The organism is Mycobacterium genavense ATCC 51234 (assembly GCF_000526915.1).
GTDB lineage: Bacteria > Actinomycetota > Actinomycetes > Mycobacteriales > Mycobacteriaceae > Mycobacterium > Mycobacterium genavense.
This window is the reverse complement of sequence record NZ_JAGZ01000015.1, coordinates 15,812-30,710: the sequence shown is the minus strand read 5'-3', so window position 1 is coordinate 30,710 and position 14,899 is coordinate 15,812. Positions and strand designations below refer to the sequence as shown.

The 14,899-nt window shown below is 67.3% G+C and carries 7 protein-coding genes and 5 pseudogenes; 8 read left to right on the top strand and 4 right to left on the bottom strand.

Translation table 11 applies throughout. The features are described 5' to 3' along the window. The first annotated feature begins 37 nt into the window (after nt 1-37). The 8 genes and pseudogenes from T428_RS36250 to T428_RS0122595 all read left to right on the top strand — a co-directional run bounded on the left by T428_RS36250 (nt 38) and on the right by T428_RS0122595 (nt 8,499). Nucleotides 38-1,231: a dTDP-4-dehydrorhamnose 3,5-epimerase family protein gene (locus T428_RS36250; RefSeq protein ID WP_156943035.1), complete on the top strand. Its 1,194-nt coding sequence runs from the start codon at nt 38-40 to the stop codon at nt 1,229-1,231. Next, entirely contained in the window at nt 1,228-2,721 is a 1,494-nt protein-coding gene (locus tag T428_RS0122615; protein ID WP_025738243.1) for a sugar transferase, read from the top strand. The genes T428_RS36250 and T428_RS0122615 overlap by 4 nt, the downstream gene beginning before the upstream one ends. A 10-nt stretch (nt 2,722-2,731) precedes the next feature. After that, nucleotides 2,732-4,021 (top strand): annotated as a pseudogene (locus tag T428_RS0122610) (oligosaccharide flippase family protein); the annotation flags it as partial. Between the two features lie 17 nt (nt 4,022-4,038). After that, nucleotides 4,039-4,290, top strand: a complete 252-nt coding sequence (locus T428_RS31435) for a hypothetical protein (RefSeq protein ID WP_051465332.1) — start codon at nt 4,039-4,041, stop codon at nt 4,288-4,290. A gap of 56 nt (nt 4,291-4,346) precedes the next feature. Then, nucleotides 4,347-5,099 (top strand): hypothetical protein, encoded by a 753-nt coding sequence (locus T428_RS31430; RefSeq protein ID WP_051465331.1) that lies wholly within the window; start codon nt 4,347-4,349, stop codon nt 5,097-5,099. After that, on the top strand, nt 5,015-5,440 hold the full coding sequence (locus T428_RS31425; protein WP_051465330.1) for a hypothetical protein: 426 nt from the start codon (nt 5,015-5,017) through the stop codon (nt 5,438-5,440). Before T428_RS31430 ends, T428_RS31425 begins: the two co-directional genes overlap by 85 nt. An 88-nt stretch (nt 5,441-5,528) precedes the next feature. Next, nucleotides 5,529-6,931 (top strand): annotated as a pseudogene (locus T428_RS30365) (tyrosine-protein kinase domain-containing protein). Beyond that, entirely contained in the window at nt 6,928-8,499 is a 1,572-nt protein-coding gene (locus tag T428_RS0122595; protein ID WP_025738241.1) for an O-antigen ligase family protein, read from the top strand. The pseudogene T428_RS30365 and the gene T428_RS0122595 overlap by 4 nt, the downstream one beginning before the upstream one ends. A 7-nt stretch (nt 8,500-8,506) precedes the next feature. Here the strand turns inward: T428_RS0122595 and T428_RS30360 are convergent. The 4 genes and pseudogenes from T428_RS30360 to T428_RS0122575 all read right to left on the bottom strand — a co-directional run bounded on the left by T428_RS30360 (nt 8,507) and on the right by T428_RS0122575 (nt 14,813). Beyond that, nucleotides 8,507-9,547: pseudogene (locus T428_RS30360) on the bottom strand (glycosyltransferase). Nucleotides 9,548-9,569: 22 nt separating this feature from the next. After that, a pseudogene (locus T428_RS30355) lies at nt 9,570-11,348 on the bottom strand (hypothetical protein). Continuing rightward, nucleotides 11,263-13,121 (bottom strand): annotated as a pseudogene (locus T428_RS30350) (putative bifunctional diguanylate cyclase/phosphodiesterase). Before T428_RS30350 ends, T428_RS30355 begins: the two co-directional pseudogenes overlap by 86 nt. Before the next feature lie 135 nt (nt 13,122-13,256). Beyond that, the gene (locus tag T428_RS0122575; protein ID WP_025738240.1) at nt 13,257-14,813 is read right to left on the bottom strand and encodes a hypothetical protein; all 1,557 of its coding nucleotides are present in this window, start codon (nt 14,811-14,813) and stop codon (nt 13,257-13,259) included. Between the last annotated feature and the right edge of the window lie 86 nt (nt 14,814-14,899).

Below are 14,899 nucleotides of genomic sequence, written 5' to 3'. Positions count from 1 at the left end.
GTCCAGCCTGTTCGGAATCGCCCAGACCAGCCAGTCGATGGCCATGGCCGCCGGCACCGTCGGCACCGACCTCGGAGCGACGGCCGCGGCGGGCGCGGCCGAGGCCGCATCCGGAGCGGCCGAGCTCGGCAACGCCGGCGCCGGCGCGCTGGGCAGCATGGGCTCGGCGGCGTCGCTGGGGCCCATGTCGGTGCCGCAGGGCTGGACCAGCGTCATCCCGCCGTCACCTGTGGGCGGTGCCCTCTCGGCCCTGCCCAACGGCGCCGGGGCCGGTGCGACCTCGATACCGAGCATGTTGGGCGGCGTGCCGCTGCAGGGCCCGAAGTCCGGGGCGGGGTCCTCGCCCCGGCCCGCGCTATGGGCTGGTGCCCACCGTCATGGCCCAGCCACCCGCCGCCGGATACGGATAACCACCGTGATTCCCGCCGGTTATGGCATGCGCAGCCGCGACGACCACCCCACCCCTACGAGCGTCTTGTTCCGGAAGGAAACGTCAGTGAAGTACACGCCTACGAGCATCGCTGGGGTCACGATCGTCGACATCGAGCCCAACTGCGACCACCGCGGCGTCGTCTCACAGTCCTTCTGCGCCCAGGAGTTCGCCGAGATCGGCCTGATCGCCGATGTCGTGCAGACACAGATCTCCTTCAACTACACCCGCGGCACGGTGCAGGGTTTGCACCGTCAGGCCCCGCCGCACCCGGAGGCCAAGCTGGTCCGGTGCACCCGCGGCGCGATCGCCGACGTTGCGGTGGACGTTCGCCCCGAGTCGCCCACCTACGGCCGGCACGTCATGGTGGAGTTGACCGCCGACAACCACCGAGCGCTGTTTGTGCCGCCCTATTTCGCCCACGGTTTCCAGACGCTGGTGGACGACACCGAAGTCATCTGCCAGATCAGCGGTGCGCATGCGCCCGCCGGCCAGGAGGGTTTCCGGTTCGACGAGCCGGAATTCGGCATCAAGTGGCCGCTGCCGATCACGGTCATCTCCGAAGAGGACGCGACCTGGCCGAAGTCGGACAGCGTCGAGAGCATCGACGAGGACGTCATCGTGATGATGGATGTCAACCGGCTGCTGGCCGAACGTTCCAGCCGTGACACGTCGGCGCTTCCGGCCGCCATCGCGCCGCCGGCACGCCACCCGGTCCAGCTCAGCGAATGCGCCACGCCATCGGGGGCACGATTCAGCTCTGATGCGCGGGCGCGTCACCTAGAGAGCGGGTCGGCATGACCGCCGTGCTGCACAGCCAGCTCCCCAGCGCGCCGGCGGCCGTGCCTGCCGCACCGCCGATCGGTGGCCGTAACCTCCGTCGTTGGCAGCGGAAATACGCGCACGGCGTGCAGCTGACCGACGCGGCGATCGTTGCCGGTTCGGTGACGCTGGCGCAACTCGCCCGGTTCGGGGATTCGCCGTCGTCCTCCGGTTATGCCGGCGCCATGATGACGCTGTTCGCGGTGCTTTGGCTGGCGTCGCTGGAAATCTTCCAGACCCGGTCGCCGCGAGTCCTCGGCGGAGGCCTCGACGAATACCGGCGCATCGCGCACGCATCGTTCCAGACCTTCGGGATCATCGCGATCCTCACCCTGCTCGCCAAGATCGACCTGGCCCGCGGCTACCTGGCGGTCGCGCTTCCCGTCGGCACGCTGGGACTGCTGGTCAGCCGCAAGATCTGGCGCCAATACATCGGCCGGAAGCGAGCCCAGGGCGCATACCAGACGAGGGTGCTGGCGATCGGCGACCGTTCCGGTGTCGCACATCTGGCGGAGGAACTGCTGCGCAACGCGAAAGACGGCTACGCGGTGCTCGGTGTCTGCATCCCGGGCTACGGCCCACCCCGCGGCGAGACGCTGTGGGTTCATCAGCAGGCGATCCCGATCCTCGGTGACGACACGTATGCGGTGCCCGCGGCCGGGCGCTGCGGCGCGGACACCGTCGCGGTGGCCCGCACCGAGCAATTGGGCGTGCAGGGCATCCGAGAGTTGATGTGGCAGTTGGAATCCACCGACGTCGACCTCGTGGTGTCGCCCGGAGTGATGGACGTCGCACGCGCCCGACTGGCTCTGAAGCCGTATGCGGGCTTCCCGCTGCTGCACGTGGAAAAGCCGCAATACGAAGAGACCAACCGCTTCCAGAAGCGGGCGTTCGACTTCTGTTTCGCCCTGGCCGCGCTGGTCGTGACCATGCCGATCATGCTGGTCTGCGCGATCGCTATCAAGCTGACCAGCAGGGGACCGGTGCTTTACCGCGCCGAACGCATCAGCCTCGAGGGCAAGCCCTTCACGATGTTCAAGTTCCGCACCATGGTCGACGGCGCCGACGCGCAAGTCGAGCAGCTGCTGCCGCGCAACGAGGGCGCCGGCGGCATGCTGTTCAAGATTCGCCGGGACCCCCGCGTCACCGCTGTCGGCCGGGTACTGCGCAAGCTCAGCCTCGACGAGTTGCCGCAATTCCTGAACGTGCTCAGGCAGGATATGAGCGTCGTCGGCCCACGCCCGCCGCTGCGCCGCGAGGTCGAGAACTACGACGTCGAAGCCAAACGCCGCCTGCTGGTGAAGCCGGGAGTCACCGGATTGTGGCAAGTCAGCGGCCGTTCGGATCTTTCCTGGGAAGATTCGGTCCGGTTGGATCTGTTCTATGTCGACAACTGGTCGATGGCGGGGGATCTGATGATCGTCGCCAAGACGCTCAAGGCCGTATTGGTAGGCGACGGAGCCTACTGATGAAACAGCGATGACAGAACCGGTGGTCGACCCTGCGGTCGCACCGTCGGTCCCGCTGTCGCGGATCGCGCACGCCTGCGCGATCCAGCTGATCTTCCGGGCACTGGGGATGATGGCGTCGGTCGTGTCGGTGGCGATGACGGCCCGCTACTTGGGCCCGGGACCCTACGGGCAACTGATGATCGCCGTCGTCTTCATCGGGATGTGGTCCAGCCTGGCCGATCTCGGCATCGGCACAGTCATCGTTCGCCGCGTCACCTCCGGCCGGGGCGAGCTCGACCGCCTCGTTCGGGTCAATAGCGGCCTGTCCCTGATGTATTGCGTTCCGCTGGTGGCAATGGCGGCGGTATCCGGGCTGCTGATCTATCGCGACCACGACGTGCGGGTGATGCTGGTGGTGCTGTCCGGGCAGCTGCTGATGGTCACGATGATCACCCGTTTCGAGCCAGTCTTCATGGCCACCGTCAAGTTCTCCGCGGTGGCGATCTCCGACGTCGCCGGCCGGATCGGCGTGCTGGGCGCGGGCTGCTGGTTGGTGGCCGGCCACGCGGACGTGATCTGGTTCGCGGTGGTCCAGCTGATTCCCCCGGCGCTGCAACTGTTGATCCAGGGCACCGCCGCGGCCCGACACGTCTTGCTGCGCCCCATCTTCGCGTCCGGGGAGACCGTCGATTTGGTGCGGGAGACGCTGCCACTGATGGGCGTCATGGTGGTCGCACTGGTGTACTGGCGCGCCGACGGGTTCATCCTGTCGCTGCTCAGCACCCAATCCGAGGTCGGCGTCTACGGGGTGGCCTACACGCTTGCGTTCAACACCGAGGTCTTGGCGCTTTTCTTCCTCAAGTCGTCGTTGTCGACGGCCACCGAGTTGTTCGCGCGCGATGTCGGCGCTTTCGCCGAGTTCATGCGCTGCAGCGTCGAATTGATGTATTTCCTGATGGTGCCGGTCGCGGTGGTCGGCGGGTTGCTGGCCGGCCCGTTGATCGGGTTGCTCGGCGATCGGGCGTTCGTCGCGCGCGGCACGCCGACGCTGGCCTTGCTGTTGGTCGCAGCCGCGCTGCGGTGCATCGCCAGCACCCTCGGCCAGGGCCTGTTCGCCTCACATCAACAGCAGTTCTTGTTCCGAGTCTGGGTCGTCACGCTGGCGCTCAACATCATGCTGAATCTTGTGCTGGCGGGCCGGTTCGGCGCCGTCGGCGCCGGTGTCACGTTGGTGTGCACGGAGCTGTTCAGCATGCTGGCCGCGAGCTGGCGACTGCGACGCCGGTGCGGCTACCGCGAGCCGACGACGTTCTTGCTGCCGACTTCCTGCCTTCCGTGGTTCACAAGCTGACCATCTTCGTCCCGCCGAAGCCGACGCAGCAAGAATCCGACGCGGCAGTGCAATTGGCCGCGGCGTTGGAAGACCACTACGGCGCCGAGAATCCACAGGTGGCCGTCGAAGCCCCCTACGACCGGGGCAGCACCGTGGTCGACCCGTCCCAGCCCCTGGACGGCAGATCATCATCAAAGAGGGCCCGGACAAAGGTCTTTCGCTGCAGGGCAGCAACGGCGTTCCGGCGCTGCTGATCTCGGGCACCGGCGACGAGCTCACCAACCAAACTTGGCTGCTGACCGATCCTTCCGTGAAATTCGCGCTCGGCCCCACCGCGGTGGCCGGGAAGCTGCCGAACAAGCAGAAGCTCGCCGCCGATACCACCACGCTCGAACAGCTGAACCAGAATTCGCTCAGCGCCGAGGACCTGTGGCCCGACGTGAGCATCAGCCTGGACCAGACCCGATGGGGGCATTCACTGCAGCACCTTCGGGTGCACGTGATCGGTTCGCACACACCGCTTCCCAGCAATTTCGGCGGCGAGGTGCTCGCCTCGGTCGCCGGGCAGACGATCAACCGGTGGCCGGCCGAGGCCAACGGCACGATCGACCGCTGGGTCGACATCCCGGATCGGCTGCTGACCCGTTCCACCAGCCTGTCGATCATCGTGCACACCACCGGTGATGCCGGGCATTGCGGCGAGTACCTCCCGATCACCCTGAAGATTGACCCCAAGAGCGAGATTCAGACCTCGCGCGCCGATCCGCCTATCCCCAAAGGCTTTCCGTCGATCCCCCAGTCGTTGATGCCGCGCATTCAAATCGGCATCACCGACGACGCGTTCAACGACACCGTGCGCGCGGCCCAGATCATAGTCGGCCTGCAGCAGCTGAGCGTGGTGCCATTGGCGACCAAGGTCACCAGTCTCAAGCAGGCGATCGACAGCCGGGAACCGGCGGTGCTGATTTCGGCCGGCGCTTGGCCGGTCCAGACGATCCCGCTGCCGTTCAACGCAGAATCACGATCGAGGGCGCCGACGCCGGCGGCGAATCGGTCTCGCTGACACTGGATCCGTCGATCCACTTCGGCTCGCTACAGACCGCATTCGACGGTCACCGCTCGTTTTTGATCGCGACGTCCAACGGGGCACCCGGCCAGCTCGACGAGTTGCTGCGCTGGTTGGCGGCGGAGCCGGGTCGCTGGTCGCAATTGAACGGCCGCGAGATCATCTCCGTACCGGGCAGTGAACCCATCACGGTGGCCAATCCGCCCAGCGACGTCGTGGTGAAGCCGCCGACGCAGGAGGACCACTACACGTGGGTGTGGTGGGTCGCCGGCTGGGTGGTGGTAGCCGCCGTCGGCGGCGGCGTGCTGCTGTACCGGGCCCGCAGAAACTCCGTCTGATCGGCGACGCGGCAATGAGCAGCAGCAGCGGATCCAGGCGCGCGTTGACAAGACAGTGCCCGGGTAGGGCATAGAGAGGTATCACCCGATGGATTTCCGCACCTTTACCCGGACTCTCGGCGTTCACTGGAAACTGTTGACGGCCGCCCTGCTGGCCTGTGTGGCCGGCGCCGCGGCGGTCACCCTGTTCCAGACGAAGGTCTACCAGTCGTCGGCCACCGTGCTCATCTCGTTTCCCGGGCAGACCGACCCCTCGCAGCTGTACTACCGCACCCAGGCCGTGCAGGAGCGACTGTCGTCGTACGCAGCGATCGCCGGCGGACGCTCGGTGGCCGAGCGCGCGGTGGCCCACTACGACCTGCCGATCAGCGCCGACGCGCTGGCAACCAAGACGCACGTCCAGTACGTCCCGAAATCCCTGCTGTTCACGATCAGCGTCACCGATACCGACGCCCGTCGCAGTGCGGCGTTCACCGAAGCGATGGCCGACGAGTTCGTCACGGTGGTCGGGTCACTGGGCGCGCCCCCGAAGGGAGCACCCCCGCCGCAGACCGGCGACCAACAACCCGCCCAAGCCCAGCAGCCCGAGACCATCCTGGCCCGGGCCTCGGTGGTGGAGCCGGCGACGGTGCCGCGGGTCCCGATCAGTCCGGTGCCGGTGCGCAACATGGGGTTGGGGCTGGTGGCCGGGATGCTGCTGGGCATCGCGGTGGCGCTGACCCGCGAGGCCACCGACCACACCGTTCGCGATCGCGAGAAGCTGGAACGGCTGTCCAAGATGCCGACCTTGGCGGAGCCGCCGGGAACGCGCGGCACCGCACCACGATTCGGCACCGACATCTCCTTCGACGACGCGGTCCGTGGTTTCCGGGCACGCCTGCTCCGGGCGGCGGGACCCGGGGTGACCCGGGTGCTGGTGACGGCACCGTTCGGCGGCGAGGGAACCACCACCACGGCGCTGAACCTGGCGAAGGCGTCGGCCGAGGCGGGCGAGGACGTGCTGCTCGTCGAAGGTGACACCCAGCGACCGGTGATCGCGAGCCAGTTGAAAGTCGAATCGGGCGAAGGCCTGGCCAGCGCGCTGGCCAAACCCGAAATCGCCGTCGAAATCGTCAAGCCGACGCCGATCGCCAAGCTGTTCATGCTTGCGCCGCGCGCCGCCCGTCGTGACACCCTGCCGGCCAGCGCGTACCTGCCGGAAGTGCTGGACAACGTGATGCAGGGCTGTCGGCCACCTTCACCCGAACGGTCATCGACGGGCCGCCGGTGCTGGCGACGGCCGACTCCGGCATGCTGGCGGGCACCGTGCACGCCACCGTGCTGGTGGTCCGGGCGCGGCGGACCACCGAGGAAGAACTCGCCGATGCGCTGACCGCGCTGCAGGCCGCCGGGGCCCGGGTGGTCGGCACCGTCCTCACCAACGCGCGAGTGTCCCAGCACACCCGGGCGTCCGCCCGGACCTACCGGGCGAAACTCGGCGGCTCGACGTGATCAGGTACCTGCGGACTCGCCAACGCCTGGTGTTGTCCGTGGTGGTCATGGGCGGGTTCCTGCTCGGCTGCTTCGCCTTCGGGGTGGCCGCGACGCGCGACCTGTATGTGGGCGTCGTCCCGGTCGGCGCGATGTTCGCCCTGGTCGTGTACTGGGCAAAACCGGAGCTGATGGTATGGATCGCGTTGTTCTACATGTTCGGCGCGCTACCGATCGGTCTGTATGTCGGCAAAGTCCTGGGCCCGGTGACGATCTTCGTCTGGCACGTCGTGCTGCTGACGGCGATCGCCTACCTGATTCAACTGGTGCGGCCGCGGTTCTCCGATTACCTGCCACCAGCCATCCTGCTGTTGACCATCGTGTATTTCACCGCGATCGGATTCGCCGACGGGCACTCCGCCGAGGCGATCCTGCACGAAGTGGCGTGCCTGTGCGAAATGCTCGCGGGGTACCTGCTGGCCATGTTGATCGTCTACGGCGACTACGTCAAGGGAGCGACGCAGACACTGATCCTGGCGATGTGGTTTTCGGCGGCGATGGTCATTCTGAGCTCGTCGCTGGGCCTGCGCCTGACCGGCCGCTTCGAAACCATCGGTGAATCGACCACCGGGGGCTCGGTCACCCGCCTGATCGTCCCCACCACCGCGCCGGCGATCGCGGTGCTGGCCGCGCTGATGGCCGCCAAAGTCCTCGGACGGGTAAGGCCCGCAACGTTTTTCGCCCTGGGCGTGCCCGCGCTGATCATTTCACTGGTGGCGTTCTCCCGCGGCACGCTGATCGTGATCGGGCTGGCCGGGGTCGTGGCGTTCTTCGCCAAACCTTCCTGGCCAACGCTGCGGCGCGCGGCCACCTTCGCCGTCACCAGCGCGGCGCTGTTGGCAGCGATGCTGCCGGCGGCGATGTTCCTGCTGCAGCACTCGAAGGCTGGAGCATGGCTGGGCCATCAGCTCGCCGGGTTCGACTACCGCGTGCTGGGCGGTGTCAAAGCCAGTGCGCTCGCCGTCGACGACTCGACGCAATACCGGTTGGTGGAAAATGCCGACCTCGGCCGTGAAATCGCCAAGGCACCCGTGTTCGGCCACGGATTGGGCTACGCCTACCGACTGCCCTTCGGGGACGAAGGATCCGGGAGCGACGCATTCGGGTTCGACAGTTTCACCGTGCTGCTGGGCACCACCTACGCGCACAACTTCTACCTGTGGTGGCTGGTCAAAGCCGGGGCGGTGGGCATGGTGGTCTTCGCGTGGTTCGCGCTGAGGCCGGTGCTTCGGGCCCTGCGCAGCGCGTCCACCCCGGCGAAGATCGCCGGCGCGGTCAGTGTCGGACTGCTGGTGTTGAACATCGTCGGTCCCAATATCGAAGACACCCCCGATTCCGTGGTGTACGGCATGGTCCTGGGCTCGGCAATGGGGTTCGCCAACCTGGCCCGCAGGCGGAAGGATGACCCCGACGGCGCGGATCTCGACGACGGCGCGACCGACGACATTACCCAACCGATTCCGCTGCTGGTGGGGGGTCCGGCCGCCCCCGCTCCCCGGCGGGCCAAGCACTCCACGCAGCCGCGCTGACGCCGGGTCAGGGCCGATCCGCAGCCACTTCGCTCAGCACGTCCATCATGCGATCCGCCACCCGGTCGACGGAGCAGCGCTGCGCGTAGTGATGCGCCGCCGCAGCTCCGCGCTGCGCGGCGACGGACGGGTCGGCCAGCTCGTCGAACGCGGTGACCAACCCGGCGACGTCATCGACACCGATTGCCGGGCACCCCGTCGGTTGGTATTCCGACAGGCCGCCGACCGCGGACACGATCGGCGTGACGCCCAACTGCATGGACAGCACCTGCACACCGCTTTGGGACGCGCGCCGATAGTGCGCGACCGATCCCTTCGCCGCCGCCAGCGTGGTGACGATGTCGGCATAGCGGTAGCTGCCCGCGCGCCGCCGGGCGTGTTCGGGCAGCGTGCCCGGGTCGGATGATCCGTCGCCGATGAGCACCAGGTCGTCACCGCGCCAGCCGCCGCCGGCCACGTGCTGTCGCCAGGCCTCGAGTATCACCTCGAGGTTTTTGTAGGGGTGCAGCCGACCGATCACGGTGAAGTCGCGGCGTTCGTCGGGCCCCGCCACCGGGGGAACCAGCGCGGGATCCAGGTCGCTGGTGAGCGGCAGCACGTGGACGCGGGTGCGCCGCACGTCGCGCCGGTCGGCGATGGCGTTCGCGACATAGTCGCTGTAGGCGATCGTGGCCGCCGAGCGGGCGCCCCACCGATCGAACACCGCGCGCTCGGCGGCCGGGATCTTCGATCGCGTCATGGGGACGGTCGTCGTGCACCAACTGAACGCGCGGAACCTTTCCGGCCAGCGCGATCCACCGTGGATCGCGGACCAGTTCGGCCACGACGACATGCGGCCGGTACCGGCGGAGGCGCCGCCACGCCGCGACCGCGGCGGGCCAGGTCGCGGCGGTTCGAAACCGGGGATCGAGCACCAGTTCGTAGTCGCGCGGAGCGTCGGATTCGGGGTGCAGGTCGGATGTCACCAGCAACGCGTCGGCGCCCCGCCGGTGTAACGCCTCCACCTGGATCCGCGCCAACGGCCGCACCACGGCGAAAGCCATAGCACCCGAAGGTCGCGCCGTGACACGTTACTTACCCAGATCGGAGATCAGCGTGTCGCGTGGAATATCCAGCGTCGCAATGGGATACAGCCCTGAGTTGTCGCGACCGTCGCGCGCCAGCTGCATGGGCGGGTAGTTCACCACGTGCGTCGCATCCGGCTTGTGCTGCTGCCACTCGACGGTGGCGCGCAGCGTGTAGTGTCCCGGAGCCAAACCCCCAGGTCGACATGAACCGTCTCGGTGGCCGACGTCGGCACCGCCTGCTCGCGTGATTGGCTGGTGTCGTCGGAGACCAGCGATTTGAGATCGACCGTTGCCGGGATCGTCCGCACCACCGCCCCGGAGAAATCCACCAACCTGTAGCTGGGCACCCACTTCTCGGTGGCGGCGGCCGCACCATGGTTGGTCCATACCGCCAAAATCGTTGCGGTGTTGCCCTGTACGGATTGCGATCCGGGGCGCGCCTCGACCGAATACCGATAGCCGGCCGACACGTTGGCCTGAGCCCACAGCAGATACAGCTTGGGATCCATCGCCGCATTCGATTCCCGGTCAGGGAAATTGAAGCTCGACGTCATCGACACGTGGTAGCTGACGACGTCGTGCAGGCCCTTTTCGTAATAGCTTCGCGGGTCGGTTCCCGAAGGCAGCTGGCACCATTCGGTGATCAGCAGCGCCGAGGACAGCCGCTGCTTGATCGCGTTGACGACCGCATCGTTGGACCGCACGTATTGCGAGTCTTTGGATTCGGCCCACGTCGGCAACGGTGCGTAGACACCGAGGCAGTCCGCGCGGATGCCGACCGGCGCCGAAAGCTTCTTCGTGACGTCGTCGGCGAGCAGTTGACGCACGATCTCCGGATTGTCCGGCGCGGTCACCAATTGGGTATGCGGAAAAGCGTTTACGTTCGCCGCGACCAGTTGGCGAATCGAGGCGATGGTGATGCTCTGATCGCGAAACTGACTGTAATATCCTAGCTTTGCCACGCTGTCGTCGGGCGCGGGACCCGGCGCGCCGAGTACGTCGCGCAGGTACGAGATGTGGTTTTCGCTGAAATCCCCGTAGCCCGAGAACTCGAACACGCTGAGTCGTTCGTCGCGGTCATAGCGGCGGCCGAGCGCCGCGAGTAGATCCTGAAAAGCCCGTAAATAGTTGGGGTCGTTCCAGTTCGGCACCACCTGGGTCACCCCGGCCCCCGGACCGGTCGGTGGATTCGGGTAACTGGTGGTAGCGCCCGGCATCGCACGCACCCAGTCGGGAACGCCGATGTTCGTGTTGTTGGGATCGGAGTCGTCGCAGCAGGAGCTGTAGGCCATCACCCGTAGCGTCATCCGCATGCCGCGCTCGCCCAGCCTGGCCAGTGCGTTGTCGATCGGGCTGAAGTCGAACTTGCGATCGTCGGGCGTGTCGGGTGGTAACGTGTGGGGGTCGACGGGCTGGATCTGCCGCCAGGTCAGACGCAGACTGGCGTCGTGAGACGCCGGCCATGCCGGATAGCGTTGCTGCGCGGGATTGCCTTGTGGGAAAAGCGGTTCCAGCAGATCCTCGTACTGACCGCGCAGCGGGGTGGAGATCTCCTGGGTGTTCGACGGTATGGCCTGACTGACCATCGCGTTCAACGGGCCGGATTGCTTGTGGCCACCGCATCCGCTGAGTGCCAACATCGCGACCACGGCAACCGCCAGCACCTTTTTGCTAAGTTTTTTGACCATTCTGAGAATCAGATGGCGCCCTGCGACAAGGCCTCACGATCGGCCAGGAACGGCATCGGCATCCACCGCGCCGACAGCAATGCCTCCATCGCATCGCCGGGGACGGGCTTGGACAACAAAGAGCCTTGCGCGCGGTTACACCCATGCTGCATCAAAGTCAATGCGGCAGCGGGTGTTTCGACTCCCTCGGCGACAACCTGCAGACCGAATGCCTCGGCGAGCCCGATGATGGCGCGCACGATGGCCAGGGCGCCGGCGTTGGTCCCCAGATCGCGCACGAAGCCGCCGTCGATCTTGAGCATGTCGACCGGCAGCAACTTCAGGTGTGACAGCACCGCATAACCGGTACCGAAGTCGTCGATGGCCAGCTGCACGCCGACCTCTTTGAGCTCCGCGAGGGTGTTGCGGGTGGTTTCGATGTCGTGCACGACGGCGCGCTCGGTGATCTCCAGGCACAACGATTCGGCGTCGATGCCGAACTCTCCGATCGTCTCGGCGACGCTGCGCACGAAGCCGCGGGTGATCAGCTGCACGGGTGAGACATTGACGCGCAAGATCGCGCCCTGGCCCACGCCGTTGGCGCGCCAGCGGCTGAACTCGGCGCACGCGGTGCGCAGCACCCAGCGGCCCAGCTCGCCGGCCAGGTTGGTCAACTCGGCCACCCCGATGAACGCGTCGGGCAGCAGCAACCCCCAGATCGGGTGCCGCCAGCGGACCAGCGCCTCGGCGACCACCACCGCGCCGGTCCACAAGTCCACCTCGGGCAGGTAATGCAGCAGCAGCGCCTCGCTGCCGATGTCGCCCTGCAGGTGCAGCTCGATGTCGTTGCGAAAGGCGCTCTTCAACGACATGTCGTCGGTGAACACCGCGATCTGGTTGTCGCCGGCGCGCTTGGCGGTCAGCACGGCCTCGTCGGCGCGGCGCAACAACGCGGTGCAGTTGTCGCGCTCCGGCATCCCGACCGCCAGCCCGATGCTGACCGTGCGGCTGATCATGTGACAGCCGATGGCCAGCCGCTCGCAGAGCATCTTGGCCAGCCGCCGGGCGAATGATTCGGCGGTCTCCGGTGACATCGACTGCTCCGGCACCACGACGAACTCGTCGCCACCCAGCCGGGCGATCATCGCCTGCGAGCCGGCGCACATCTGAATGCGTTGCGCGAAGACCCTGATGAACCAGTCGCCCGCGGTGTGGCCGAGGTAGTCGTTGATCGGCTTCAACCGGTCGAGGTCGAGATACAGCACCGCGACGGGTCCGGGCTTTCCGGCGGCGAGCCGTTCGGACAGGTGCGCGACCAGCGCCCGGCGGTTGTACAAGCCGGTCAGGTCGTCGTGCTCGGCCAGGTACCGAAGCTTCTGCTCGGCGGCCAGACGTGCTTGCAACTGGGCGAACAGGGCGGCGACCGCCTCGAGCGTGTTGATCTCGGTCTGCTTCCACCTGCGGTCGCCGAACCTGACGAAACCGAGTACGCCGGTCGTCGCCTCGCCCGACAGCAGCGGCGCGGCCGCCACCGAGGGAGCGCTGGGCCGCGGGCCCCGGCCAGCCAGCGCCGCCACCAACGCCGGCCGGGCGCTATGAGCACCGGCTTGCGGCCCTGCTCGCACTCGGTCAGCAGCGCATCGGCGCCGGCGTAGGGAAGGACGTCCGTCGCGTCCGAATCCGCGGCCTCCAGGCGCGGCGGCCACTCCGCGACCAGCACCGAGGCGCGGGACTGCTCGTCGCGGTGCCGCAGAAAGCTGGCGTCCAAACCCATTTGCTCGACCAGCCGCGCGAGGACTTTTTGGCTCACCTCGGTCGCCGTGGACGCCGTGGCTTCCATCAGCGCGGTGGCGACGGAAGTTACGACCAGGTCCAGGCTGCGCGGCATGGAGACCTCCGAGGTGGGGCGAATGTGCCGGCCGAGCGGCCAGATTTGAGCAGGTCACAGATCATATTGGTGAGAGCACCGTATCATGCACGACGCCGTTTCCTCCGGGCTTACCGCCAGCGTCGGCGGACCGTGTCAACCGTTGCTCGAGTTCGTGTTGTCGCGCGGGATGTCAAGCGTCGCAATCGGGTACGCCCCGGATCCGTCCCGTCCGTCGCGGGCAAGTGCCATCGGGGCGTAGTTCACCACGTGCGAGGCGCCGGGCTTGTGCTGTTGCCAGTCCACCGAGGCGCGCAGCGTGTAGTGCCCCGGCGCCAACCCCGACAGGTCGACGTGCACGGTCTCGGTGGCCGACGCCGGGACCGCCTCCTCGCGTGACGGGCTGGAATCGTCGTGGACCAAGGTTTTGAGGTTGACCGTGGCCGGCAGCGTGCGCACCACCGCACCGGTGTTGTCCACCAGCTTGTAACCGGGCGCCCACTGCTCGGTGGTAGCCGCCGCGCCGTAGTTCGTCCACTCCACCGAGATGGCCGCGACCTGGCCTTGAATCGATTGCGATCCCTGCTTTGCCTCGGCCGAATACCGGTATCCGGCCGCCGCGTTGGCCTGCGCCCACAGCGCGTACAGCTTGGGGTCCATCGCCGACGTCGCGTCCCGGTCCGGGAAGTTCGCGCTCGACGTCATCGACACGTGGTACTTGACGACGTCGTGCACGGCCTTTTCGTAGTAGCTCTTCGGGTCGGCGCCGCCGGGCAACGAGCACCATTCGGTGATCACCGGCGCCGCGCGCAGTCGCTGCTTGATCGTGTTGACCAGCGCATCGTTGTTGCGGACGTACTGGGAGTCACCCGACTCGGCCCAACCGGGCAGCGGCGACTGGACGCCGAGGCAATCCGAGCGGATGCCGACCGGGGCGGACAGCTTCTTGGTGACGTCGTCGGAGAACAACTCGCGCACGATCTCCGGGTGCTGCGGCGCCACCACCAATTGGGTATGCGGAAAGGCGTTGACGTGGGCCGCGACCAGCTGCCGGATCGACGCGGCGCTGATGTTCTGATCGCGGAACTGGCTGTACCCGGAGAACTCGAAAACGCTGAGCCGCTCGTCGCCGTCATAGCGACGGCCCAGCGCCGCGACCAGCTGGCCGAACGCGTCGAGGTAGCGCGGGTCGTCCCAGTTCGGCACCACCTGCGGCACCCCGGGGCTGTTCGGCGGCGGCGCATTGCTGGTGGTCAGCGGCCGCGCCCACTCGGGAACGGCGATGCCGGTGCCGTTCGGGTCGGAGCTGTAGGAGTAGACGCGCAGGGCCAGTCGCATGTTGCGGCTGGCCAGTTTGTTCAGCGCATCGTCGATCGCGCTGAAATCGAACTTGCGGTCGTCGGGCGCGTCGGGGGGCAGCGTGGCCGGATCGGTGGGCTGCAGCTGCCGCCACGAGATGCGCATGCTGGCATCATGCGACGCCGGCCACGCGGGGTAGCGCCGCTGCGCGGGATTGCCTTGCGGGAACAGCGGATTCATCAGGTCTTCGTACTGGCCGCGCAGCGGGTTGGGGATGTCCGCAGTGCTGGGCGCAATGGGCGGACTGACCATGGCCGACAGCGGTCCGGGCGTGACGTGACCACCGCAGCCGCTCAACACCAATGCCGCGCAGGCGCCAACAGCCGCCGCGCTTCGCCTCAGTGTCCGGACCATCGTTGCGATGCTAGAGGGATCCGCGCCCCGGCGTGAGTGGCGGCTCCGTCCCACCGGGCCGTGGCCAGTGACTCAGACCACAATCA

Excerpts from the sequence above, each read along its gene's own strand:
- T428_RS0122615 (WP_025738243.1), top strand. The coding sequence starts at position 1,228 with ATGACCGCCGTGCTGCACAGCCAGCTCCCCAGCGCGCCGGCGGCCGTG.
- T428_RS0122575 (WP_025738240.1), bottom strand. The coding sequence starts at position 14,813 with ATGGTCCGGACACTGAGGCGAAGCGCGGCGGCTGTTGGCGCCTGCGCG.
- T428_RS36250 (WP_156943035.1), top strand. The coding sequence starts at position 38 with ATGGCCATGGCCGCCGGCACCGTCGGCACCGACCTCGGAGCGACGGCC.